We start from the raw sequence: 26140 nt of genomic DNA on the forward strand, positions 1-26140 counted from the left end.
AAATAAAATGGTAATAAATTTTATGGAGTTTTTACCTAAAAAGTAGGAGGAATGAATTTATCAGATTGATTTCTAAAGACGTTAAAATCAAAACTATAAACTCTCAAATTTCTTTTTTGGTAAATTGTGGAAATTTTCATGTTTTGCGAAGTTACGAAAAATAAGCCGTTTTTTAGCAAAAACGGCTTATAAATGTACTTTTTACATCAAAAATTAAGAATATTTAAGAAAAATCTAAAAATTCAGCGTAACTCCCACTAAAAAATTTCTAGTTGCTTGTGGATAATATCCTGCGCCATCTAAAGTAGTAATCACATTTGGATTCGACCAAGTGTCATCATAGGTAAAATAATACCCTCTGTCAACAAATTCTGAATTAAAAATATTGTTAATCAAGGCTGTAAAGGTTACTGTTTTAAAAATTTTAGTCGTTTTTAGCTGATACACCACATTCAAATCGCTTGTAAAAAACGATTGTAGAATATCATTTTCAGATATTTTGCTACTCAAATTACTCATAAATTGTTGCCCAACATATTTTGATAAAAAGGAAATTTGAACATTTTCTTTTGGCTGATAAGTCAATATATTTCCCATCACAACATTTGGTGAAAATGACAAGTTTGTGTTCCCTAAATTTTGCAAAACTCCATCAATTTCCGAAACAAAATCTCGGTTTTTATTAGAGCTAAAAGCCGCATTTGGTTTTACAGAAAATTTGTCGCTTAAACGGATATCTGCATCAATTTCTAAACCAAGTCTGTAACTATTTCCAGAAGTTGCTCTAATTGGCGCGCCAACTCCATCAATTGCTCCTGTCAACACCAATTGATTTTTGTAATCCATATAATAAATATTGGTGTTGATTTTTACATTTTCTTTGTTCAAACGCCAACCCAATTCATAGTCAAAAAGTGTTTCGTGCGAATTGATGCCATTTTCAAAATCGTTTCTATTGGGCTCTCTATTGGCAACTGCAAATGAGGTGTACAAGTTGTTTGCATCATTCATTTTATAAGTAAATCCGAACTTCGGATTGAAAAAATTAAAATTCGTATTTACATCTATAGGAACAATATCATTGGTAATTCCTTGAGTTTGATAAGAAACAAATCTCCCTTGCAAATCTGCATACATAGATAGTTTTTCTGATACACTAAAATTGGCTTTTGCAAAGATTGAAAAATCATTTTTGGTAGCATCAGAAAAATAGTAACGATCTCTAATTTTGGTATTTGGCGCTAAATTCTCACCCCAAATGACTTCTCCAAAATGATCACCTGTATAATTGGAATACGAAATTCCGCTGATAAAATTCAACTTGTCAGTTTTATAATTCGTGTTGAAATTGACTACATAAAAATCATTATCCAACCAACGTCTCACAATAGCATCTGTGCCATCAACAATCAAATTATTGAGTGCAGCTGCATCTTCTTGTTCCTTAAATTGCTCAAAATAACCTGAACCTTTGGTGTAATTCAACCCCAAATTTGTTGACCAATTTTTGTTCCATTGTTCGTTCCAATGCAATTGATAATGATCTTGCTGATAGTTGTCTGTTTCGTTTTCATACGTATATGGATTTTGTCTGCGATTTTCTGCTAATTCATCAGCAGTTAAACCAAACCAAGATTGATAGGTTTGTTCATTTCCACCAAAAGTGATGGCTTTGATCAACGTATTTTCATCCACAAAACTTGCTTGTAAAAAATAGGATTTTAAATCAGCAAAAGCTCTGTCAACATATCCATCAGAATAAATATTAGACAATCTTCCTGAGATTTCGAGGTTGTTATTCAGTTTTCCTGTTCCGAATTTTACGGTATGTTTTCGCGTATTGAAAGATCCAAATGAATTGGAAATTTCACCAAAAGCTTCTTCAGCAATGGCATCTGTCAAGATATTTAAACTCGCACCAAAAGCGCCTGAACCATTGGTTGATGTTCCAACGCCACGTTGTAATTGCAAATTTTCAGTGGAAGAAGCAAAATCGCCCAAATTCACCCAAAAAGTTCCATGACTTTCTGCATCGTTATAAGGAATTCCGTTTACAGTGACATTAATTCGTTCGTTATTCGAACCACGCACGCTCATATAGGTGTAACCAATTCCTGCTCCAGCATCAGAAGATGAAACTACATTTGGCAAATAATTTAATAAAATCGGAATGTCTTGACCCAAATTTCGTTTGGCAATTTCCTTTTTAGATAGGTTTGAAAACGTTACAGGAATATCCGCATTTACACGAACTGCAGAAACCAAAACTTCATCTAATAAGGTTTGATTGGGTTTTAAAACAAAGGTAAATTCCTCATCTTTATTGATGATAACTTCCTGATTGATGGATTTATAACCCAAAAATGAAATTTGAAATACATAACTTCCTTTTGGCAATTTTAAGGAGAAAGTTCCATCAGCATTTGTGGCAATTCCTTTGTTGATTTTCGGAATTAAAATACTGGCATTTGGTAAATTTTCGTTGTTTTCATCTACTACTTTTCCTGAGATGTTGAACATTTGTGCGTTTGTAAGTAGGCTTACAAACAAGAATAAAAAAATGGATATTTTTTTCATTTTAAAAAAAATTAAAACGAATAAAAAGAGGTAATTATTCTTGTGGTTATTGTTGAATAATTAATTTTTTGAGCGATGATTAGGAGAAAAAGCATAGCTTTTTTGCTACTCACTAAAAACATCTACAAGATGTTTTCTTTACGCTCGCAATCCCTTAGCAACATTACTTGCTCAGGTTCATTGGGTATGATCTCAGCCTTTTTAGTTCAAAATTTTAAGTTCAAAATTCAACATTACTGTAAACTAGAAACTGTAAACTGACAACTAAATCAGCACCCCTTTGTGAGAACGATGCAAAAGTAAGTACGAAAAGTGATATAGAAAATTAAAAACAGAAAAAAATTATTCTAGTTTCGGTTTTTTACGCAACGCTTTTTTGACAGAAGTTTTTTCTTTGGTTTCCAATCTTTTTTTAATGACAGCTTTGCTAGGTTTCGTAGGCGTCCTTTTTTTTGGCTTTTTTAGATTTGTTTCAATTAAAGAAATAAATTTTTTAATTGCCAATTCTTTGTTTTTATGCTGAGAACGAGTTTCTTCAACAGTTAAAATCAGTACGTTTTCAGTTGTTAATTTGGAGGAGAGTTTGGTTTTTAAAAGCATTTTTTCCTCATCAGTCAAAGCTTCAGAATGCTCCAAATCAAACGTCAATTCAATTTTTGACGAAACTTTATTCACGTGTTGACCACCTGCACCAGAACTTCTGATGGCTTTAAAATTGAGTTCTTTTACAATTTGTTCTTTGTTCATTCTTTTGCAATTTTATTAGAAAAAGAATGTAAATTTTCTCGGTCAGCAATTATTTTATTGATGGCTGCTGTAGCCAATGCAAGTCGTGTTTTTTTGTCTCCTTTCAATAAAATATAAGGACGATTGTGTTTTATCAACGCATTTTCAAAAGCGGTAAACATTTCCAAACGTTGTTCAGGTCTATCTCGTAAATCGTCTTTTTCCCAAGGTGTATCAATATGGGTTAATAAATACAAATCGTATGAGTTTTCTAAAGCCGCTTTTTCCAATAAAGAATCTACAAATCCGTTGTAAAATTCCTCAGAATATACTTTGGTTTCTAACAAATCTGTATCGCAAATCAATACTTTATCAGCTTTTAAAGCGAGTTTATTTTCCAGTTTCATTTGTCCAATTGCAATCGGAATAAAATCGGACATTTCGCAGGTTTTACGTTCGTTATTCCATTTTTCTTGCAAATAATCACGCGCAAATTCAGGTACCCAAACTGTGTTGTAATAACGAGCTAATTGTTGTGAAAGTGTTGTTTTACCAGAAGATTCTGGACCAAATAACACGACTTTTACAATGTTGATGGGTTGTTGTTGAAGCTTTTTTTCCATGCGAAATAACCAGCAATTGCTATAAATGTGAATCCAAAATATTGGAAACTAGTGAATGTAAATCCTTTGTAAAAATACAGTGGAATTGAAATGATGTTGCCAATAATCCAAAAAATCCAATTTTCGATTTTGCGTTTTGCCATGAGCCACATGCCCACAAAAAAAATCGCTGTTGTAAATGTGTCAATATATGCTACCCAATTCGTCCATTTTTCGAAATAAGAATATACAACATAGACAAAAATCAAAGTTGCAAAAAATAGTAAAATCGCAATTTTTTTATCTTTTGAATTCATAATGGATATTGGAGTTTCGTGAGTTTCATCTACTTTCCTTGTCCAAACATACCATCCAAAAACACTCATGATGAAGTAATATGCATTGATCATCATATCACCCAATAAACCCCATTGAAAAAGCAAATACACAAAAATTGCAGTGCTAATCATTCCTGTTGGAAATACCCAAATTTTATTTTGTTTGGAATACCAAACAGATAAAAAGCCAAAAATAACCGCAATAATTTCTAGAACAGTTTCAGTAGTTGAATAGGTTTTGTATTGACCAAAAAAGAAATCGAAAATTGCAGTCATTGTGAATTATAGTGCGTAAAAATACGGATTTCTAGTAAGCATACACGCACGTAAAGTCTTCGAATTCTAAAAATTCAATATCATAAGTGGCTTCTTTTCCTTCAAAACGAATGATTCCTGTAGTTTTTTCGTCTTCAAAATCGAAATCTTCAATATAAATATGATGTAAAAAAAGCAATTTTTTCTTACCAAAAATCTTGTATAAACTCTCTTTTGCACCCCAAACAATCGTTAGTTTGGCAATCAAAGCACTCACATTTGCTATGGTTTTATATTCCTCAATTGGTGTGAATTTGTGCGCAATTTTTAGAATTTTTTCACGCTGTTTTTCAATGTCAATTCCAACGCTTTTTTCTTCAGAAACGATCACTCCTGTAAATTGAAAAGAATGTGTCATGGAAATAAAACGTCCATCTTTTAAATGCGGTTTTCCAAATTCATCATATTGTAAATCAGTATCTTGTAAGTTGAATTCTTTCAATAAATGTCTGATGCTTAAAAACCCTTTTTGATGGATTTCCGATTTCATAGAATGCAATCGGTTTTCACTGTTTTTGGATAGCAAAATACCTTGCTGTAAATCATCAATTGTTTCTTCAATTTTCCAAATAACAACTTTTGTTTTTTCGTTAATCGTTAATGTTTTGTAAAGTGGCATATTTTTAAAATGGAGTTCGTAACTTTGCACTCGCAAAAATAGAGCATAAATATACAGATTATGAGTACAAAAACGGCATATATCCCTTATAAAGTGAAAGATATTTCATTAGCAGATTGGGGTAGAAAAGAAATAGAATTGGCAGAAGCAGAGATGCCAGGCTTGATGGCATTAAGAGAAGAATACAAAGAAACACAACCTTTAAAAGGAGCTAGAATTGCAGGTTGTTTACACATGACCATTCAAACTGCGGTTTTAATTGAAACTTTACAAGCTTTAGGAGCTGAGGTTACTTGGAGTTCTTGTAACATTTTTTCAACACAAGACCAAGCTGCTGCTGCAATTGCTGCAAAAGGAACTGCTGTGTATGCGTGGAAAGGAATGAACGAAGTAGAATTTGATTGGTGTATAGAACAAACCTTATTTTTCGGTGAAGATCGCAAACCATTAAACATGATTTTAGATGATGGAGGAGATTTAACAAACATGGTTTTGGACAGATATCCAGAATTGGCTGCAGGCATCAATGGTTTGTCTGAAGAAACTACAACAGGAGTTCACAGATTGTATGAGCGTATGAAAAACGGAACGTTGCCAATGCCAGCAATCAACGTAAATGACTCTGTAACCAAATCAAAATTTGATAATAAATACGGTTGTAAAGAATCTGCAGTTGATGCAATTCGCAGAGCAACAGACACCATGTTAGCAGGAAAAAGAGTAGTGGTTTGTGGTTATGGTGATGTTGGTAAAGGAACAGCAGCTTCATTTAAAGGCGCAGGTTCTATTGTAACTGTTACTGAAATCGACCCAATTTGCGCATTGCAAGCTGCTATGGATGGTTTTGAAGTGAAGCGTTTAGAAACCGTAATTCGCACAGCTGATATTGTAATTACCACAACAGGAAACAGAGATATTGTGCGTGCTGAGCATTTTAAAATGATGAAAGACAAAACAATTGTATGCAATATTGGTCATTTTGATAACGAAATTGATGTTGCTTGGTTAAATGCGAACAGTCCAAAAATCGAAATCAAACCTCAAGTTGATAAATATACAATTGATGGAAAAGACATTATTTTATTAGCAGAAGGTCGTTTGGTAAATTTAGGTTGCGCAACAGGTCATCCAAGTTTTGTAATGTCGAATTCATTTACCAACCAAATATTGGCGCAAATTGAATTGTGGACAAACAAAGATGCTTATAAAAATGAAGTATACATGTTGCCAAAACATTTGGATGAAAAAGTGGCAAGATTACACTTAGAAAAAATCGGTGTAGAATTAACAGAATTGCGTCAAGAGCAAGCTGATTATATTGGTGTTACTACAAAAGGTCCTTTCAAACCAGAGTATTACAGATATTAATTTTTAAGAATAATTTTAACTTCAACAACCTGCAAGGTTTTAAAAACCTTGTAGGTTTCCTCAATCAAATACCCCTATTATCAAAATGTAAGGGTATTTTTGTTTTCTAATAAATTGTATCTTTATGCCATCAATAAAAAAATGATACATTATGAAAACCGGTTTTCTACTTCTTTTTTTTATTTTTTGTTCTCTTACTCAAGCACAAAAAAATCAGGTTGTTTTTGAACTTTCTGACAACTCCAAAACCTACAATCTAAACAATTGTTTAAACAATCTTGTAGATGATGCTACGCTTCAACTAAAAATTACAGAAGGAACTGAATCCATGATTCAATCTTTTAAAATTCTGGTTTTTTTAGATGATAATTTCAACCTCACTTTTACAGATTACAATCAATTTAAACAAACACAATTGATAGGTTTGCTCAATGGAAACAACGCTTTTCAGAACTATACCTCCATCACTTTTACGATTGATGTTACCTTGCAAAATCAACAAACACAAACACAAGTCATCAAAGTTTGTTTGCAACAAGAAGCAGTAGAAAAAATGATGGTTTCTTCAGGCAATACCAAAAAAGAATTTATTGAAATTCCTATTTCTTTTGCAACCGATAGAAATGACACAAAAAATAGTGATTTAAACGAACGTTTTGGCGGAAAAAGAAGTGAATTGCAATATGGTAGAATCGTAGTAAGCATTCCCTACACACATACTTTAGGCGAAATTGAAAGACCTTCTTATTGGCGATTAGAGTTTTCTGAAGACCCAAGCAAACACATCATGATGCAATCGTTGAAAAAACAAAACAAAGATGATTTTTTCAAGCAGATGAAAGAACGCATTGCTAAAAATGGCAAAAGTACGTTCCTTTTTGTGCATGGTTACAACGTTTCTTTTGCTGATGCTGCTTTTAGAACAGCACAAATTACCTTCGATTTACGATTTTCAGGAGAATCTGTTTTTTACAGTTGGCCATCACAAGCTTCTACCACAAGTTATACCGTTGATGAAGCCAATATTGAATGGTCAACTTATAATATGAAGAATTTTCTGAAAGATTATTTAACAAAAACGGATGCTAAAAACATCTATTTAGTAGCTCATAGTATGGGAAATCGTGGCTTGACAAAAGCCTTGATTGAGTTGATGAATGAAAATCCTGAGTTGAAAAACAAAATCACAGAAATCATTTTAGCAGCTCCAGATATTGATGCTGATGTTTTTAAAAGAGATATTGGCCCGAAAATGATTTCAAAAATAGGCAAACCAATTACGTTGTATGTTTCTTCTGATGATTTGGCGTTATTGGCTTCCAAAAAAGTACATGGAAGTTATAGAGCAGGAGAAGCTGGATCGCAAATTGTGGTTTTAAAAGGTATTGAAACGATTGATGCTTCTGGTCAAGATTCAAGTTTTTTAAGTCACTCCTATTTTGCAACTACAAGCAATTTGATCAAAGATATTTTCGATTTGATGAAATCAGGAAAACGCGCTACAGACAGAGAAACTCTGGAAAGAGTCAGCAAAGCAAACCTACAATATTGGAAAGTAAAAAAAGGACAGGAGTAGTTTTTGTTCATACTTTTTTTGAATTTTAACAATACCGTATTTCTTTTTCTAGTAATTTTAAGCATGGAATTTGGCGAAGTAAAATTAGTAGAAAAATCAAAAAAAAGCTTTCGAGTTGTGCGTTCAACTCAGACAGGCTTTGCTAGTCCTGCTACGCATTATACTGAACCAAGAATCGATTTAAACGATGTGTTGGTTGCCAATCCTTCAGCTACTTTTTACGTTCGAGTTATTGACAACAGTTTTAGTGAACTCGCCATTTTTGAAAAAGATGTTTTGATTATTGACAAATCGCTTACACCTAAAAACAATCAATTGGCTGTGGTCATTCAAGATGGTAATTTCAATATCATCAGAATTAATTCTGATTCCAAACAGGAAATCCAATTGTGGGGTGTAATTACCTACATCATCAAACACACGTTATGATTGCGTTGGTAGATTGCAACAGTTTTTATGCTTCGTGCGAACAAGTTTTTAGACCTGATTTGCAAGGAAAACCTGTGGTTGTTTTGAGCAATAATGATGGTTGTGTGATTGCAGCAAATAAAGAAGCAAAAGCTTTAGTACAAATGCCAATGTTTGAACCTGTCTTTAAAATCAAACATATTTTAGAAGCAAATGATGTTACTTGTTTTTCATCAAATTATACGTTGTATGCTGATATGTCTCAACGTGTCATGGAAACCTTACGCACATTTTCGCCAATTGTAGAAGAATATAGTATTGACGAAAGTTTTGTTGATGTTTCTCACTACCCTCAAAATGAGTTGCATCAAATTGCTATAAGAATCAAAGAAACGGTTTTTAAAAACACCGGAATTCCTGTAGGAGTGGGCATTGCCAAAACAAAATCTTTGGCGAAAATCGCGAATAAATTTGCCAAAAAGCTTCCAGAAAATAAGGGCGTTTATGTAGTAGATTCTGAAGAAAAGCGAACACATTTATTAACGATAACTTCGTTGAAAAATGTTTGGGGAATTGGACGAAAGCATGCCATTCGTGTAGAAAAAACAGGCGCTAAAAATGCCTTGGATTTTGCAAATCTTTCTGTTGCTTGGGTGCGTAAAGAAATGACAGTTGTGGGCGAACGTTTGTGGCGTGAGCTCAACAATCAGCCGTGTTTAGAAATGACGATATTGCCAGATATCAAAAAAGGAATTGGCACCGCAAAATCTTTTGGACAAAAATTAACAGATTATCATTTGATTGAAGAAGCCACTAGTTTTTATGTGGCTGAAGTAGCAGATTTATTGCGTCAGCAAGGATCTGCAGCTCGTTGTTTGGAGGTTTTTTTACAAACGAATCACTTTAGTAAAAGCGAACATCAATACTTTAAAAATATTTTTATCACTTTAGATACGCCTACAAACAATACCATAACACTTACCAAAGAAGCCATCAAAGGATTAAAAGCGATTTACAAACCAGGTTTTCGCTACAAAAAAGTGGGCGTTCATTTGCATCACTTGATTCCCGAAAATGAAGTGCAAATGAGTTTATTTCATCAAGAGCATAAAATAGAAAATGTCAATTTATCAAAAGTGATGGATGCAATCAACAGCAAATATGGTAAAAACAAAGTAAAACTGGCAACTGTTGGCAATCGTGAAAAAGAGTGGGCACTTGTTAAAGAACACAGAAGTCCCAGATTTACTACACAATGGGATGAATTGTTGACGATTGGAAAGAAGAGTTGAAATACAAACGATTTCACCCCAACCAACCATCTCTATCCAGACTGCGATATTGAATGGCTTCTGCAATATGCTCTGGATTTATGTTTTCGGAATTTGCCAAATCTGCAATCGTTCTAGATACTTTTAAAATTCGGTCGTAAGCTCTTGCAGAAAGATTCAGTTTTTCCATGGCTGTTTTAATGAGTTGCTTGCTTTGTTCAGATAATTCACAGTATTTGCGAATGTGTTTAACATTCATTTGCGCATTGTAATGCAAGTTTTCTGTTTCTTTAAATCGCTCAGATTGAATTTCTCTTGCAGCAGTAACGCGTTTTCTAATTTCTACAGATGACTCTCCTTTTCGTTCATCAGATAATTTTTCAAAAGGCACAGGAGTTACTTCAATATGTATGTCAATTCTGTCTAACAATGGCCCAGAAATTTTGCTTAAATAACGCTGCATTTCATGCGGAGAAGAAGTCATGGGCGAATTTGGGTCGTTGAAATAGCCACTTGGACTCGGATTCATACTTGCAACCAACATAAAACTACTTGGATACGTCACTGTAAATTTGGCTCTTGAAATAGAAACTTCACGATCTTCTAATGGCTGACGCATTACTTCCAAAACTGAACGTTGAAATTCGGGTAATTCATCTAAAAATAAGACACCATTGTGCGATAATGAAATTTCGCCAGGTTGAGGTAAATTATTTCCACCCCCAATTAATGCAATGTTTGAAATTGTGTGATGTGGACTTCGAAAAGGTCGTTGATACATTAAACCTGCGTTTTTTACTTTACCAACAACCGAGTGAATTTTGGTGGTTTCTAACGCTTCTTGCAATGTCATTGGTGGTAGAATAGAGGGTAAACGTTTGGCTAACATGGTTTTACCAGAACCTGGAGGTCCAATCAAAATAATATTATGACCACCAGCAGCTGCAATTTCCATACAACGTTTGATGGATTCTTGTCCTTTTACATCCGCAAAATCATGTTCAGGAAAATCAACATTTTTATAAAATTCGGCTCTTGTATCAATAATTGTGGGTTCAATAAGTTGCTCTCCATTAAAATGATTGATGACTTCTTGAATGGTGTCTGCACCTAAAATTTGAATATCATTGACAATTGCGGCTTCTTTCGCATTTTGTTTGGGTAAAATAAAATATTTAAAACCTTCTTCTCTAGCTTTTATTGCAATCGGCAAAGCGCCTTTTATGGGTTGTAAACTTCCATCCAAAGACAATTCGCCCATGATAATATATTCTTCAATCGCTTCTGATTTTATTTGATGAGAAGCTGCTAAAATGCCAACAGCTAAGGTTAAATCATAAGCAGCACCTTCTTTTCTGATATCAGCAGGTGCCATATTGATGATGATTTTTTTTCCTGGAAGATTGTATTGATTGTTGTTTAAAGCTGCTGAAATTCGGTAAGAACTTTCGCTCACAGCTTTGTCTGGCAAACCAACTAAATGATATCCAATTCCTTTATCAATATTTACTTCAACAGTAATGGTAGTTGCCTCAATACCAAAAACGGCTGATCCATAAACTTTTACTAGCATCTTTTTTTGTTTTCGATAAAAATATTGAAAAATTGTGAATAAATACCACAGTTTCTTATTTTATCAAAACAAATGTATTTTTATTTAAGTTATTCAAATTTCACTTCTTTAACGCCAGTAGTATAATCTTTCCCTCTTAATTTTAAGAACAAAGTTTTCATTTCGTTTCTTTTTTCGGGATTGGAATTCGCTAAATTGTTTTGTTGACTTTTGTCTTTAGCTAGATTGTACAATTGTTCAAAAGGAAAATTCCCCACTTCAATTCCAACTTCTTCACGGAAGTTTTTACCTTCATACGCAGGAATGTATAACCAATCACCACTTCGTAAAGCCGTTTTTCCAGTAGCTTCAATAATCAATTGATTACGTCCTTTTTTAGATTTTCCTAAAAAAGCATCCAAGATGTTTTCACTATCTGTGGTTGATTCTTCAGTACCGATTAATTTTGCAATTGAGGCTAATAAATCCATCTGACAAACAATAGCATCAGATGTTTGAGGAGTAATTGTTCCTTTCCAATAAGTCATGAAAGGCACTCTTGGTCCTGCCTCAAAAATACTGTATTTACCACCTCTTAAAACGCCATTTTGTTTATGGTTGCCAATTTTTTCAACAGCATCATCATAATAACCATCGTTTAAAACCGCGCCATTATCACTTGAAAAAATCACTAAGGTATTTTCTAAAATGCCCTGTTCTTTTAAGGTTTTCATAAATTCACCCACAATCCAATCAGCTTCTAAAATTACATCACCTCTAGGGCCCATTCCTGATGTTCCTACAAATCTTGGATGTGGAGTTCTAGGCACATGAGGTTGTTGCAGGGCATAATACAAAAAGAAGGGTTTGTCTTTGTGTGTTTTTACATATTCTTGGGCTTTTCCTAAAAAATGATCAGCCATATCTGTATCACTCCATTTAGCGGATTCTCCCCCTTTCATAAAACCAATTCTTGGAATACCATTTACGATGCTATTATTGTGGCCATGATGCCATTTCATAGTAAGTTTTTCAGGATTTGAAATGGCAGTTGGTTCTCCATCAAAATTCTCGAAATAATTAACTTGTATAGGATCGTTTTTGTCCAAACCCACTACATTTCCATTGTTGATATAAACTGTTGGCACTCTGTCTTGAGTTGCAGCCAAAATGTAAGACTCATCAAAACCTACTTCATTAGGTCCAGGAGAAATATGTTGGTTCCAATCAACCACTCCAGTTCCTAAACCCAAATGCCATTTACCCACAATAGCTGTTTGATAACCATTATTTTTAAGCAATTTGGGTAAGGTTTGTTGTGTTGTGCTGATTAACAAAGGTGCAGTTCCTGGTAAAATTTTAGCATTTTTATTTCTCCAAGGATACATTCCTGTGAGCATTCCATACCTACTTGGCGTACAAGTTGCAGAAGTTGCATAGCCATTGGTGAATTTAATTCCGCCATTGGCAAGCGCATCAATATTGGGTGTTTTTAGTTCAGTTGCACCATAAGCACTTAAATCCCCATAGCCTAAATCATCCAAATAAATAATGACAATATTGGGTTTAGAAGTCTTATTTTCAGTCTCTTTTGTGGGTTTTTGTTTTGATTGGTTGCAAGCAATCAAAAATAATGTCATGAATAGTATTGTTATTTTTTTCATTTGATTTTGCGTTTTGGTATTATTTTTTTTCTGATACTTTTTTTAATTCTTCAATATATTTACTTGGTGTCATTCCTTTTTCATCTTTAAATAAACTGATAAAGTGTGCGTAACTATTGATACCCACTGAATCCATTGCTTCTTGAACGCGATCACAGCCGTTATCAAACATTTTTACCGCCTTTTCTATTTTCATAGAATTTATAAATTTGGTGGCACTTTGACCCGTTAATGCTTTTAGTTTTCTGTGCAATTGCATTCTACTTAAACCTAATTCTTCAGATAAATCTTCGACTGTAAAATTGGGTTCAGCCATTTTTTTCTGAATGATTTCAATCGCATTTTTCACAAATTTTTGATCATAAGAAACATAGTGATTTTGTATTTCATTTGAGGTTCCTTTTGCCAAATGTTGCCTAAAATTATTGCGTGTTTCAACAATATTAGTGATTTTTTGAAGCAATTGTTGACTATTAAAAGGTTTTGCAATATAATCCCAAGCACCCACTTTCAGTCCTTTATTATAAAATTCATCTCCGGTTTTTGCGGTTAACATCAACACAGGGATGTGTGAAATCAAAGTGTTTTTCTTGATTTTTTTACACATATCAATCCCATTCATTTCAGGCATCATGACATCTGTAATAATGATATCAGGAATTTTTTTCTGCGCAATTTCTAAACCTTCTTCGCCATTTGCAGCTTCATAAACCAAATAATCATTCGTTAAAATATATTTTAAATATTTCCGTAAATCATAATCGTCTTCAACCACCAATATTTTTTCCTTTACAGATTCTTCATCATTGACAATCTCAGGAATTTCGCCCGGAACATAATCCTCTGGAAGATTGATTGGAATATCATCTTTGGATAAAAACTCCTCTTCCGAAAAGGATTTTGACGAAACAGGCAACGTAATCATAAATTCTGTTCCACCCAAAGAGCTATTGAGTACATTGATTTCTCCTTTGTGTGCTTTGATCAATGTAGATGCCAAATGCAACCCAATTCCTGAAGATGAACGGTCTTTGCCATGAAAATGCCTTTGAAAAATTTTCTTTTTATCCAACTGCGAGATTCCTTTGCCACTATCTTTTATCAAAATAATAAAATATTCGATTTCTTCTCTCCAAGTTGGTTTTATTTCGATTTCAATAGTTCCTTTATTGGGAGTATATTTAAAAGCATTTGAAAGTACATTGAAAATGACTTTTTCAACTATATCTCTATCAAAATGGCAAAAATAACTTTCAGGAGAAATGATATTGAAGGTGATTTCATTATTTTTTGCTTGCCAATGGAAAGATTTTGAAATCTCTCTGATGAATTCACATAAGTCATTTCTTGAAACTTTTAAGATATTTACACCCGAATTTACTTTTCTAAAATCCAATAACTGATTGACCAAATTCATCATTCGATTGGTATTTCTTGATAGAATGTTGTAACAAAATTCTTTGTGTTCTTTGGAAATATCTCCTCTAATAATGTCTTTTAAAGGGCCAATAATCAGAGAAAGAGGCGTTTTAAATTCGTGTGCAACATCTGTAAAAAAAATCAATTTCATTTCGTTGATTTCTTTTTCTTGTTCATTTTTCAAATCTGAAAGTTTGATTTGAGTTCTTAATTTTTCTCTGTTCCACCAAAAAATAAAAATGGTAACTCCAATGCCAGCAATTATGATGAAGTAACTTGCATACGCCCACCAAGTATTCCAAGGCGCAGGTTTTATTTTGATATCAAGCGTTCTGATTTTTTTAGACCATTGTCCATCAGGATTTGTGGCTTCTACTAAAAGTGTATAGTTTCCACTAGGAATATTTGAATAACCCGCAAAGCGTTTTGCATTGTCAACCACCGTCCATTTTTCGTCATAATTTTCCAGTTTATACCGGTATTTATTCACCTTTACATTGGCATAATTAGTGCTTGTAAACTCAATGGTAAAATTATTTTGATGATGGTTCAATACTAAATTTGTAGCATTATTGATGGTGTTAGAAAGCACTACAGAACCCAATAAATTTTCATCAACATCTACTTTGGTATTGTTTATCAAAAGCGCTGTAAAAGAAATTTTTGAAGAAAATAAATTATTGCGCAATTCACCAGATTTGAAATAATTTATGCCTGAAATACTGCTAAAAAACAATTCGTTTTTGCTATTTTTTGCAACACCTTCCGTAAAAGTATTTGTAAGCAAACCATCAAAATAATTGTATCTTCTTGATTCACCCGTTTTCGGAGAATATTTAATGATTCCCTGAGAATTGCTCAGCCATAAATTGGAAAATTCATCTTCAACGATGCCCATTATTTTCTTGTTTTTTACGTCGTCTGCTACAATTGGTTGAAACTGAGTTTCATTGGATTTTTTTACCAGCAAACCCGTATCAGTTCCTATATAAAATGCCCCATTTTTTGCTTGAAAAAATGACCAAACGGAATTATTTGGTATTTTATAAGAACCTGTCATTTGCTCACTAAACTGTTCTACAGAAATTATTTTTCCTAATTTGTCTAGATTTATTTTGAAAAGTCCGTTTGAAATGGTACCCACCCAAACGCATCTTTTTTGGTAATCCACTTTCAAAGAAAAAACGCGTACATTTCGAAAAAATTCTAATTTTTCTAGTTTTTCTTGAATCCAAACGGTTTCGTTTTTTGTTTTAAAAATCAATCCTTTAAATGTTCCAAAGTATTGATTTCCAAACATATCCTTGCAAAAACTGGTGATGATGAGATCTTCATTTTTTTCGGGTTCATTGAAAATGGGTACCGATTCAAATTCATTTATTTTACCTGTTTTTTCTCTGTACAAACCATTGGTTGTAGCTAAATGAACAATGCCATGCAACGTATCAACCTTAATAGGCTTCGCTTTTTCTGGCAATTTGATCATTTCGTTGCTATTCGTTTCAAACGAGTAGCTGTAAAATTTGTCTGCTTGAAATCCGTAGTAGACCAATTCATCTTTTACAAAAAGCGTTCTGATATGTCCTTTTCTTTGGATGGGTAAACTTTTAAAATTTTTGGCATCTAAATTTGTGTATAAGAGTCCGTTTTTGTTAGAGACCCACAAGGTGTTTGAAGCATCTTTAAAAATAGTATTTAAGGGATTGTTGTACAGTGTAAATTGATTTATGTCATTGGATGCATCAATTTTTGTTACTGTCATATTGGTAAGATTGATTCTTAAAAGTCCATCATCAAAAGTTCCAACCCATAAATTGTTATTGGTGCCTTCAACGATTGAAAATAAATTGCTATTGATGATTTCTTGTTTTGAAATGAGTGTATTCTCAATTATTTGAAACAAACCACTAGTGCCTCCAACCCAAATTTCGCCTTTCTTAGTTTCTTGGATGGTTCTAAAAAATAAATAATCAGAACCTTTGATTAAAGAAAATGTATCCTGCTGTTTTTTCCAAACTCCTTTATCAGTAGCAAAAAGGATGGTGCCGTTTTTTAAAATTTCGATTTGTTTGATGTTCAAACCTGTTAGTGGAGATTGCATAATTTCATAAGAAAACTCGTTCTCCTTTTCTGTAATTTTAAACAAACCAACAGTTGTAGCGATTAAAAATGTTCCATCAGCAAGTTGTTTGATATGATTGATGATTTCATAATTATTCGGAACAGGTACTCTTGTGATCGTCCCTTTTTTTAAGGAATAATAATTCAAACCATAGCCATCTGTACCAATCCAAATTCGTTTTTTCGAATCTTCAAACAAACTTAAAATACGGTTGCTGGATAAACTTGAAGGAGTATCGTCATGAAAAAAATTCTCTACTTTATACCCATCAAATCGATTCAAACCATCATAGGTGCCAATCCACATAAAACCCTCAGAATCTTGCAAAATGCTACTCACATCATGCTGAGACAAACCGTCTTTTACCGTCAGTGAATTGAATTGTAGTTGTTGTGATTTTACGGATAAAATGACAAAACTCAGAAGATATAAAAACAACAATTGTTTTTTCATGGTTTTATGCTAGTGCTGTAAGATACTTCAAAGTAATTAAAAAAAAATGAATTGGTATGGGTGCAAATTAGGCAAAAATAGGGGGTTGTTACATTTCCAAAACACTTTGTTACATATCAAAATAGGGTTAAAAGCATCTTTTAATAGGTTTGCTGAGTGAATTTATCACAAGATAAATCTATAAATTATGAAGCTAAATTAATTAGTTCACAAATTTTTAAATAAACATCAATACTAATAATGCATTTTAAAATTCTAACTAAATATTTTTTTGCACTTACTTTTTTTACCATACTAAGTAGTCATGGACAAAAAGTATTGAATCTAAAAGATTTCAACATAGAAGGTGTAAAAGATGTTACTCCAATCGTTGTGGAAGCGTTAGAAAAATGTAAAAAAGAAGGCTATAGTTCGTTAGTATTTCCAAAAGGAACCTATCATTTTTACCCAACTTTTGCACCTGAAAGATATTGCGAAATCACGAATAACGATAATGGATTGAAAAGAACGTCCTTTCCATTGATTGGTTTTCGTGATTTTGTCGTAGATGGAAATGGAGCTGATTTTATTTTTCATGGTAAAATGATTCCGTTTATCATTGAGGAAAGTAGTAATGTTACGATCACAAATCTAAGTATTGATTGGGAAGTGCCATTTGCTTTAGAAGGATTGGTTGTTGCCAACAATCCAGCAAAACACACTTTTGATATTGAAGTAAAAACGCCTTATATGGTTGAAAACGAGCGTTTGTATTTATGCTTAGAAAGAGAAGATTCTCCTTACGAACGTAAATATGGAAAACGTTTTGCAACTTGGGAACATTATAATATTGAAGTGGGTCAAAATATTTTTTGGGATTCCAAAACGATGGCTCCTTTATACAATACCCAACTTTACAATATTCCTGAAAAAGGAAACAAAGCAGTAGAGTTGAAAAAAGGATTGATTCGAATCTCCACCAAAATCAAAAAATTACCTCCAATTGGTTCTGTGTTGGTTTCTAAAGGAGAATACTTACAAAACAGAACAAGTCCTGCATTTCGAGTTTTTAAATCTAAAGATTTAGAATTTAAAAATGTCAATGTACATCATGCAGGAGCTATGGGGTTGATTGCAGAAAGATCAGAAAATATTACCTTGGATGGTTTTAATGTAGTGCTCAAAAAAGGTTCTGGAAGAATGGTAACCACCACTGCTGACGCGACTCACTTTTGCAATGTAAAAGGCACTGTAATTATCAAAAATTGCACGTTCGAAAATATGTTGGATGATGCCACCAATATTCATGGAACCTATGTGCGAGTAAACAAAATTATTGATGCGTATACCTTGGCTGTAGAAACCTTTCATCCGCATCAAAATGGCTATTTATTTGGAGAAGAAGGAGATTCCGTAAAAGTGGTTAGTCAAAAAAATTTACAATATACCACTGAATCTTTGGCTTTGAAAAAGGTGAAACGTGTGAATGAAAAAATTTCCTACATCACTTTTGACAAACCAATTACAGGAAAAGTGGACATTTATGATGGAGTTGAAAATATTTCTTGGCACGCAGCCGCAATCATAGAAAACAATGTTGTTCGCAATAACAGAGCGCGAAGTTTTCTAATTTCTACACCTAGAAAAGTAGTAGTTCGCAACAATCATTTGTCATCACAAATGGCAAATTTCAGAATTACGGGAGATTTGAACTTGTGGAATGAATCAGGTCCAAATGTGGATTTATTAATCGAAAACAACGTCATTGAAAATTCTGTGTATGGTGGTGCAGGTGTTCAAGCAGTTTTTTTAATAGACCCAGAATATTCTGACAAGAAAAATATTGAGGGCAAATTCAGTAAAAATATTACCATCAGAAATAATATCATCAAGACTTTTGATAGCTCCATTTTGGTAGCCATTTCTGTGGACGGATTGATTTTTGAAAACAATCAAATCATCCAAACTGATGCCTATAAACCTATTTTTCCAAATGCAGAAAATCTACATATTACGAACTGTAATAATGTATCCATCAAAGGAAATACCTATAAAAAACTGGATGGAAAAGAGGCAACAGTTTTTATTGATGAAAAATCAACGAACGTAAAAGTGGACACAAAAGATGCGTTTAGTAAAAATTCATCTAAGAAAATAACTAGTAAAAAATAAGAAGTCGAAAATATAAAAGAACCCAAAGTGAATATGTTTACAAAATCTATCAGAAAATTCATTACCATTTTAGCAGCATTTGCAGTACTTGGAAGTTATGGACAAAAAGTGTTGAACATGAAAGATTTCAACATTGAAGGTGTAAAAGATGTTACACCAATTGTTGTTGAAGCGCTTGAAAAATGTAAAAAAGAAGGCTACAGCTCGTTGGTATTTCCCAAAGGGACGTATCATTTTTACCCAACTTTTGCTCCTGAATTTTTCTCTGAAATTACCAACAACGATAACGGATTGAAAAGAACGTCTTTTCCATTAATAGGTTTTCGTGATTTTGTAGTGGATGGAAATGGATCTGATTTCATTTATCATGGTAAAATAATTCCGTTTATCATCGAGGAAAGCAGCAATGTAAAAGTGACCAATATCAATATAGATTGGGAAGTGCCATTCACACTTGAAGGATTGGTTGTTGCCAATGATGAAACAAAAAACACTTTTGATATTGAGATAAAAACACCTTACGTGGTTGAATTTGAACGTTTGTATTTGTCTTTGGAAAGAGAAGATTCTCCTTATGAGCGCAAATATGGAAAACGATTTGCGATGTGGGAACATTACAATTTGGAAATTGCTGAAAATATTTTCTGGGACCCAAAAACCATGGCGCCATTGTATAACACTCAATTATATCATTTGCCAGAAAGAGGTGTAAAAGCGGAAGAAATCAAAAAAGGAGTTGTTCGTCTTTCTGCCAAAATGAAAAAATTACCCCCAATTGGTTCCATATTTGTTTCCAAAGGCGATTATTTGCAAAACAGAACGAGTCCAGCATTTCGCGTTTTCAAATCAAAAAATTTAGAATTTAAAAATGTCAATGTATACCATGCTGGCGCTATGGGCTTGATTGCAGAAAGGTCAGAAGATATTACCTTGGATGGTTTTAATGTGGTGTTGAGAAAAGGTTCAGGAAGAATGGTAACGACCACTGCTGATGCCACTCACTTTTGCAATGTAAAAGGCACTGTTGTCATCAAAAATTCGATTTTCGAAAATATGTTGGATGATGCTACCAATGTTCATGGAACTTATTTGCGTGTAAATAAAATAGTTGATGACTATACCTTGGCTGTAGAAACCTACCATCCACATCAAAATGGTTATTTGTTTGGAGAAGAAGGAGATTCCGTAAAAGTGGTTAGTCAAAAAAATTTACAATACACTACAGAAGCTTTGATTTTGAAAAAAGTGAAACGTGTGAACGAAAAAATTTCCTTCATCACTTTTGACAAACCTATTACAGGAAAAGTGGAAATTTATGATGGAGTTGAAAATATTTCATGGCATGCAGCTGCAATCATAGAAAACAATATTGTTCGCAATAACAGAGCTCGAAGTTTTTTAATTACGACCCCTAGAAAAGTGGTGGTTCGCAACAATCAATTGTCCTCTCAAATGGCGACTTTCAGTATTACTGGAGATTTAGGATTGTGGAATGAATCAGGTCCAATTGTTGATTTGTTGATTGAAAATAATGTTATTGACAATTCAGTTTTTGGAGGAAATGGCGCGCAAGCAATTTTCTTTATAGAGCCTCAATACCCTGAAAAGAAAAATAAGGAAGGGATATACAGCAAAAATATCACCATCAGAAATAATATCATCAAAACTTTTGATAGCTCTATTCTTGTGGCTGCTTCTATTGATGGATTGACTTTTGAAAACAATCAAATCTTCCAAACAGATACCTATGCACCTATTTTTCCGAATGCAAAAAATATCAGTATTGAAAATTGTACTAATGTGGTTTTTAAAGGAAATACCTATAAAAAAATTGATGGAAAAGAAGTGACCATTAGTATTGATGAAAAATCATCGAATGTCAAAATTGATAAAGGAGATGCATTCAGTATTGCTTCAAAAAAGATGAAATCAACCTCTAAAAAGTAACAGTTTTCGATGCAAAAAACTCATAAAACAAAACGATATACAAAAACATCATTGATGAAACCTATCAAAATAGTCATAGCATTCATAGCCTTTTTTTCAGTAATGACGAGTTATGGTCAAAAAGTATTGAATATGAAAGATTTCAACATTGAAGGCATTAAAGACGTTACTCCAATTGTTGTGAAAGCTTTAGAAAAATGCAAAGAAGAAGGAATCAGTACCTTGATTTTCCCAAAAGGAACCTATCATTTTTACCCAACTTTTGCTCCTGAATTTTTCTGTGAAATCGTAAATAACGACAATGGATTGAAAAGAACCGCTTTTCCGCTCATCGATTTTCATGATTTTGTTGTAGATGGAAATGGATCTGATTTCATATTTCATGGCAAGATGATTCCTTTTATCATTGAAAAAAGTTCGAATATCAAAATCACAAATCTAAGCATTGATTGGGAAGTTCCATTTACGTTGGAAGGGTTGGTTGTTGCCAATGATTCAGAAAAAAACACTTTTGATATCGAAGTAAAAACGCCTTATGTGGTTGAATTCGAACGCTTGTATTTGTCATTAGAAAGAGAAGACTCTCCTTATGAGCGCAAATTTGGAAAACGATTTGCCATGTGGGAACATGACAATTTAGAAATTGCGGAAAGCATTCTTTGGGATCCAAAAACAATGGCGCCAATGTATCATACAAATCAATATGATACGCATGAAAGAGGCGTGAAAGCAGAAGAATTGAAAAAAGGGTTGATACGATTGAAAGCCGAAATGAAGAAATTACCTCCAATTGGGTCCATTTTTGTTTCCAAAGGAGATTATCTGCAAAACAGAACAAGTCCTGCTGTCCGAATTGTAACATCAAAAAATCTAACCTTCAAAGATGTGAATGTGCATCATGCTGGTTCTATGGGGTTGATTGCTGAAAGATCCGAAAATATTACGTTGGATGGTTTTAATGTGGTGCTCAAAAAGGGTTCTGGAAGAATGATTACTTCAACAGCTGATGCTACGCATTTTTGCAATGTAAAAGGAAACATCACCATCAAAAACTGTACGTTCGAAAATATGTTGGATGATGGTACAAACATTCATGGAACCTATGTTCGTGTGAATAAAATAATCGATGAATATACCTTAGCTGTAGAAACCTATCATCCACATCAAAATGGTTTTTTATTTGGTGAAGAAGGCGATTTGGTCCAAATTTTAGATCAAAAAAATCTACAGATTACGAGTGAGCCCATGATTTTGAAAAAAGTGAAACGAATAAATGAGAAAATCTCCTACCTCACTTTTGACAAACCAATTACTGGAAAAGTGGAAATTTATGACGGAATTGAAAATATTTCTTGGCAACCAACAGCTGTTATTGAAAACAATGTAATTCGCAATAACAGGGCGCGAAGCATGATTTTGAAAACTCGTAAAAAAGTGGTGGTTCGCAACAATCATTTGTCATCACAAATGGCAAGTTTTAGAATCACAGGCGATTTGGGTTTGTGGAATGAATCAAGTCCAAGCAATGATTTGCTAATAGAAAACAATGTAATAGAAAACTGTGTGTATGGAGGAAATGGCGCGCAAGCTATTTTTTTAATTGACCCACAATATGTGGACAAGAAAAATTTTGAAGGAAAATACAGCAAAAATATTACCATTAGAAATAACATCATTAAAACTTTTGATAGCTCCATTTTAGTGGCGATGTCTGTAGATGGTTTGACTTTTGAAAACAATCAAATTATTCAAACGGACACTTTTAAACCTATTTTTCCTGATGCAGAGAATGTGCAAATTATAAATTGTAACAATGTTCTGATAAAAGGAAACACCTATCGAAAAATAGACGGAAAACAAACAACGATAACAATCGATCAAAAATCAACGAATGTGAAAGTTGTCAAAGGAGATGCTTTTAGTAAAAAATCATCTAAAAAATAAATATTAACCATTTAAATTAATGAACAAATCTACTTTTAACTATTTAAATTTAACACAATGAATAAAAGATTATTAATTTTTCTGCTATGTGCATTTAGTTTTCAACTAGCAAATGCCCAAAAATCGATTTCTGGAAAAGTAACAGACAACAGTGGGTACGCACTTCCAGGAGTTTCAATTCAAATCAAAGGCACAAGTATTGGTGCCATTACTAATTTTGATGGAGAATATAGTTTAACAGTTCCAAATGATGATGTTTTTATTGTATTCAGTTATTTAGGAATGACAACTAGAGAGTTTAAATACATTGGTCAGCCTACTTTAAATGTTGTTTTAGAAGAAGAGGCAAGTAGATTGAATGAAATTGTCATTGTAGGATATAGTGCTGTAAAAAAAGAGGACATTACAGGTTCTATCAGTTCTATCAATGATAGTTTGATCGGTGTTTCAAAAACTCCCAATTTATTCGATGCTATTCAAGGAAGAATTGCGGGTGTAAACATCGTATCTCAATCAGGTGAACCAGGAGCTGGGGTTAATTTCAATGTTCGAGGTTCCAATTCCGTTTTCAGTGCAGGTTCTCCATTATTCATCATTGACGGTGTTCAAATAGACGTGAACGAAAGTGAAGTGGCAAGTTCAGGTGTTGGTTCATCAGCAAGAATGGACCCCTTAGCTACCATCAATCCAATGGATATCGAATCTATGGAAGTTTTGAAAGACGCCTCTGCTACCGCAATTTACGGTTCAAGAGGTGCGAATGGTGTGATCATCATTACCACAAAAGGTGGAAAAAAAGGAAAATTAAATTTAGAGTACACGACTTCTCTAGGTTTTTCCGAGGCAGCCAACAGAATAAATGTTATCAATCCGGAAGAGTATTTGATCTACAGAAATTTAAGAGATCCTGGCAATGACTTTACCACTTTAGCAGATGGAACTCCAAGAGATTTTTCAAATATTAGCAGCAGAAATTGGCAAAATGAAGCATTAAGAACAGCTGCTACTCAAAATCATTTTATCTCTGTAAGAGGAGCAAGTGATAAATCAGACTATGCTGCCAGTTTAGGGTTGGTTGATCAAGAAGGAATTATCGATAAGAACAATTATCGTAAATACAATGCGAGTGTTAAAATCACACATCAACAAACGGAAAAATTAAAATTAGGATTCACTATGAATTCTGCTTTTACTGAGTTAACAGGTGTTGCCAATAGTGGTGGTGGTGGAGATGAATTCAATGGAGTTGTGCAGTTTATGGTTATTTCTAATCCTTGGGAATTACCAGATTTGTCAGATCAAGATCAGTTTGGAAACACAAACTTTATTTCACCATTGTCTTTAATCAATGAAGCTGAAAAGAAAATTCGTTTTACAAGAACATTTGGTTCACTATTTAGTGAATATGCTTTTTCCAAACACTTAAAAATGCGAACTCAAATAGGAACTACTTTCACAGGGTCAAAATTACAAGAATTCCATAGTTCGAATAGTTTATTTGGTTTCCGTTGGAACGGTAGAGCAGTAATAAGACAAGTAGAAACAAATTCTTACAACTTATCTCATACCTTTCAATTTTCAAAAACAATCAATAAAAAGCACTACGTGTTTGCTCTTGCTGGTGCAGAGGTAGCAAGGTATATGTATGAAGCCTTTTTCAATGATGTTACAGGTTTCGAAAATCAATCTTTAGGATTCAATAATATTGGTATTGGTCAAGTGTTTAATGATTTTGGTACTGAGAGACTTCCTTCTAATAGAATTTCGTATTTCTCAAATGTCAATTATACTTTAAAAGGGAAATATTTATTTACAGCCAATTTTAGAGCAGATGCTTCTGATCGTTTTGGAGCAAAAAACAGATGGGGATTTTTCCCAGGAGCTGCATTTGCATGGAATGCTCATAAAGAAAAGTTTATTAAAGACATCCCTCAAATCAATCAGTTAAAATTGCGTGCTAGTTATGGGCAAACAGGAAATGAGAGAATACCTCAAGCGGCACGTTTTGGTGGAATGGAAAACGCGTATTACGCAAGTAATGACCAGTTAAATTTTGGATTGGCGCCAAGTTCACTTGAAAATACAGCGTTAAAATGGGAGACAACCACTCAGTTTGATGCAGGGTTGGATATCGGTCTTTTTAAAGATAGAATTCATATTACTGCAGATTATTATAACAAGCAAACTACTGATATGTTGATCAGAGCACTTGTCCCTGCTCAATCTGGATTCAATGCGCAATGGCAAAATTTGGGCGCAATAGAAAATAAAGGTTTTGAGTTTACTTTAAGTACTGTAAACATCAGTAAGTCTAATTTTAGATGGACAACCGATTTCAACATCAGTTTCAATAGAAATAAAATAAAGGATTTAGGGAATGTTGAATTTATTCCTACAGTAATTCCTGGGGGATGGATTACCAATCCAGGAAGAGTAATTGTTGGTCAACCAATTGGAACCATGTATGGATATGTTTTTGACGGCATTCATCAAGAAGGAAATGCAGAAGGCGCTGTGCCCGGAACCATGAAATACAGGGATTTAAATGGAGATGGTTTGATTGATGATGCGAATGATAGAACTATCATTGGAGATTCAAATCCATTGCATATAGGAGGTTTAAACAACTCTTTTTCATATAAAAACTTTACATTCTCCTTTTTCTTTCAATGGAGTTATGGAAACGAAGTATTCAATGCAGCAAAACTTAGAACAAACGGTTTGCAGCCTTTTATGAACATAACAAGAGATTATTATGAAAATGCTTGGACACCAGAAAATCAGTCAAATATCGCACCAGCTTTTGGTAGAGTTGATCAAGTTCCTTCAAGTTATTTTGTAGAAGATGCATCATTTTTACGACTAAAAACCGTAAATTTCTCGTATGATGTTCCAAAAGAAATATTCCAGAATCGTGCGATCAGCGGAATTTCATTGTTTTTATCAGCGAATAATTTATTTACAATTACAGACTACACTGGATTTGATCCAGAGGTAAGTTCAAACAATCAATTGTTGCCAGGATTTGAAAGATTCTCTTATCCAAGAGCAAGAACAATCACTTTAGGTTTAACTATTAAATTATAAT

At 33.4% G+C, this 26140-nt stretch carries 16 protein-coding genes; 8 read left to right on the top strand and 8 right to left on the bottom strand.

Features of this window, described 5'->3' with window-relative positions:
- Positions 1-234: 234 nt before the first annotated feature.
- The 5 genes from WHA43_RS09485 to WHA43_RS09505 form a co-directional block, all read right to left on the bottom strand.
- A complete protein-coding gene (locus tag WHA43_RS09485) occupies positions 235-2577 on the bottom strand; it encodes a TonB-dependent receptor (protein ID WP_105046814.1) in 2343 nt (780 codons plus the stop codon).
- A gap of 342 nt (positions 2578-2919) precedes the next feature.
- Entirely contained in the window at positions 2920-3324 is a 405-nt protein-coding gene (gene arfB / locus WHA43_RS09490; RefSeq protein ID WP_105046815.1) for an alternative ribosome rescue aminoacyl-tRNA hydrolase ArfB, read from the bottom strand.
- On the bottom strand, positions 3321-3926 hold the full coding sequence (locus WHA43_RS09495) for an AAA family ATPase (protein ID WP_105046816.1): 606 nt from the start codon (positions 3924-3926) through the stop codon (positions 3321-3323). The genes arfB and WHA43_RS09495 overlap by 4 nt, the downstream gene beginning before the upstream one ends.
- The gene (pnuC, locus tag WHA43_RS09500) at positions 3887-4519 is read right to left on the bottom strand and encodes a nicotinamide riboside transporter PnuC (protein ID WP_105046817.1); all 633 of its coding nucleotides are present in this window, start codon (positions 4517-4519) and stop codon (positions 3887-3889) included. The genes WHA43_RS09495 and pnuC overlap by 40 nt, the downstream gene beginning before the upstream one ends.
- Positions 4520-4550: 31 nt before the next feature.
- Positions 4551-5177, bottom strand: coding sequence for a 4'-phosphopantetheinyl transferase family protein (locus WHA43_RS09505; protein ID WP_105046818.1), 627 nt, complete (start codon positions 5175-5177; stop codon positions 4551-4553).
- Positions 5178-5237: 60 nt separating this feature from the next.
- Between WHA43_RS09505 and ahcY the strand changes: the two genes are divergently transcribed.
- The 4 genes from ahcY (at position 5238) to WHA43_RS09525 (ending at position 9821) form a co-directional block, all read left to right on the top strand.
- On the top strand, positions 5238-6545 hold the full coding sequence (gene ahcY, locus WHA43_RS09510) for an adenosylhomocysteinase (RefSeq protein WP_105046819.1): 1308 nt from the start codon (positions 5238-5240) through the stop codon (positions 6543-6545).
- A 151-nt stretch (positions 6546-6696) separates the two neighbouring features.
- Positions 6697-8121 (top strand): alpha/beta hydrolase, encoded by a 1425-nt coding sequence (locus WHA43_RS09515; RefSeq protein WP_105046820.1) that lies wholly within the window; start codon positions 6697-6699, stop codon positions 8119-8121.
- A gap of 63 nt (positions 8122-8184) precedes the next feature.
- Positions 8185-8550 carry a S24 family peptidase gene (locus WHA43_RS09520; protein ID WP_105046821.1) on the top strand — a complete coding sequence of 122 codons (366 nt, stop codon included), beginning with the start codon at positions 8185-8187 and terminating at the stop codon, positions 8548-8550.
- Positions 8547-9821, top strand: a complete 1275-nt coding sequence (locus WHA43_RS09525; protein WP_105046822.1) for a Y-family DNA polymerase — start codon at positions 8547-8549, stop codon at positions 9819-9821. The genes WHA43_RS09520 and WHA43_RS09525 overlap by 4 nt, the downstream gene beginning before the upstream one ends.
- A 13-nt stretch (positions 9822-9834) precedes the next feature.
- Here the strand turns inward: WHA43_RS09525 and WHA43_RS09530 are convergent, their stop codons facing one another.
- The 3 genes from WHA43_RS09530 to WHA43_RS09540 all read right to left on the bottom strand — a co-directional run bounded on the left by WHA43_RS09530 (position 9835) and on the right by WHA43_RS09540 (position 17010).
- On the bottom strand, positions 9835-11373 hold the full coding sequence (locus tag WHA43_RS09530) for a YifB family Mg chelatase-like AAA ATPase (protein ID WP_105046823.1): 1539 nt from the start codon (positions 11371-11373) through the stop codon (positions 9835-9837).
- Positions 11374-11462: 89 nt separating this feature from the next.
- On the bottom strand, positions 11463-13016 hold the full coding sequence (locus WHA43_RS09535; RefSeq protein WP_105046824.1) for a sulfatase family protein: 1554 nt from the start codon (positions 13014-13016) through the stop codon (positions 11463-11465).
- Between the two features lie 19 nt (positions 13017-13035).
- The gene (locus WHA43_RS09540) at positions 13036-17010 is read right to left on the bottom strand and encodes a hybrid sensor histidine kinase/response regulator transcription factor (protein ID WP_105046825.1); all 3975 of its coding nucleotides are present in this window, start codon (positions 17008-17010) and stop codon (positions 13036-13038) included.
- Positions 17011-17250: 240 nt separating this feature from the next.
- On the opposite strand from WHA43_RS09540, the gene WHA43_RS09545 reads away from it, so the two are divergent.
- The 4 genes from WHA43_RS09545 to WHA43_RS09560 are packed head-to-tail and all read left to right on the top strand — an operon-like array spanning position 17251 to position 26139.
- Positions 17251-19161, top strand: a complete 1911-nt coding sequence (locus WHA43_RS09545) for an alpha-1,3-galactosidase-related protein (protein WP_105046826.1) — start codon at positions 17251-17253, stop codon at positions 19159-19161.
- Between the two features lie 33 nt (positions 19162-19194).
- The gene (locus WHA43_RS09550; RefSeq protein ID WP_105046827.1) at positions 19195-21108 is read left to right on the top strand and encodes an alpha-1,3-galactosidase-related protein; all 1914 of its coding nucleotides are present in this window, start codon (positions 19195-19197) and stop codon (positions 21106-21108) included.
- A 54-nt stretch (positions 21109-21162) separates the two neighbouring features.
- Positions 21163-23052, top strand: coding sequence for an alpha-1,3-galactosidase-related protein (locus WHA43_RS09555; protein ID WP_146104916.1), 1890 nt, complete (start codon positions 21163-21165; stop codon positions 23050-23052).
- A 57-nt stretch (positions 23053-23109) separates the two neighbouring features.
- On the top strand, positions 23110-26139 hold the full coding sequence (locus tag WHA43_RS09560; protein ID WP_105046829.1) for a SusC/RagA family TonB-linked outer membrane protein: 3030 nt from the start codon (positions 23110-23112) through the stop codon (positions 26137-26139).
- The last annotated feature ends 1 nt before the right edge of the window (position 26140 follow it).

This window comes from Polaribacter gangjinensis, assembly GCF_038024125.1.
GTDB lineage: Bacteria > Bacteroidota > Bacteroidia > Flavobacteriales > Flavobacteriaceae > Polaribacter > Polaribacter gangjinensis.

Excerpts from the sequence above, each read along its gene's own strand:
- WHA43_RS09485 (WP_105046814.1), bottom strand. The coding sequence starts at position 2,577 with ATGAAAAAAATATCCATTTTTTTATTCTTGTTTGTAAGCCTACTTACA.
- arfB (WP_105046815.1), bottom strand. The coding sequence starts at position 3,324 with ATGAACAAAGAACAAATTGTAAAAGAACTCAATTTTAAAGCCATCAGA.
- WHA43_RS09495 (WP_105046816.1), bottom strand. The coding sequence starts at position 3,926 with ATGGAAAAAAAGCTTCAACAACAACCCATCAACATTGTAAAAGTCGTG.
- pnuC (WP_105046817.1), bottom strand. The coding sequence starts at position 4,519 with ATGACTGCAATTTTCGATTTCTTTTTTGGTCAATACAAAACCTATTCA.
- WHA43_RS09505 (WP_105046818.1), bottom strand. The coding sequence starts at position 5,177 with ATGCCACTTTACAAAACATTAACGATTAACGAAAAAACAAAAGTTGTT.
- ahcY (WP_105046819.1), top strand. The coding sequence starts at position 5,238 with ATGAGTACAAAAACGGCATATATCCCTTATAAAGTGAAAGATATTTCA.
- WHA43_RS09515 (WP_105046820.1), top strand. The coding sequence starts at position 6,697 with ATGAAAACCGGTTTTCTACTTCTTTTTTTTATTTTTTGTTCTCTTACT.
- WHA43_RS09520 (WP_105046821.1), top strand. The coding sequence starts at position 8,185 with ATGGAATTTGGCGAAGTAAAATTAGTAGAAAAATCAAAAAAAAGCTTT.
- WHA43_RS09525 (WP_105046822.1), top strand. The coding sequence starts at position 8,547 with ATGATTGCGTTGGTAGATTGCAACAGTTTTTATGCTTCGTGCGAACAA.
- WHA43_RS09530 (WP_105046823.1), bottom strand. The coding sequence starts at position 11,373 with ATGCTAGTAAAAGTTTATGGATCAGCCGTTTTTGGTATTGAGGCAACT.
- WHA43_RS09535 (WP_105046824.1), bottom strand. The coding sequence starts at position 13,016 with ATGAAAAAAATAACAATACTATTCATGACATTATTTTTGATTGCTTGC.
- WHA43_RS09540 (WP_105046825.1), bottom strand. The coding sequence starts at position 17,010 with ATGAAAAAACAATTGTTGTTTTTATATCTTCTGAGTTTTGTCATTTTA.
- WHA43_RS09545 (WP_105046826.1), top strand. The coding sequence starts at position 17,251 with ATGCATTTTAAAATTCTAACTAAATATTTTTTTGCACTTACTTTTTTT.
- WHA43_RS09550 (WP_105046827.1), top strand. The coding sequence starts at position 19,195 with ATGTTTACAAAATCTATCAGAAAATTCATTACCATTTTAGCAGCATTT.
- WHA43_RS09555 (WP_146104916.1), top strand. The coding sequence starts at position 21,163 with ATGAAACCTATCAAAATAGTCATAGCATTCATAGCCTTTTTTTCAGTA.
- WHA43_RS09560 (WP_105046829.1), top strand. The coding sequence starts at position 23,110 with ATGAATAAAAGATTATTAATTTTTCTGCTATGTGCATTTAGTTTTCAA.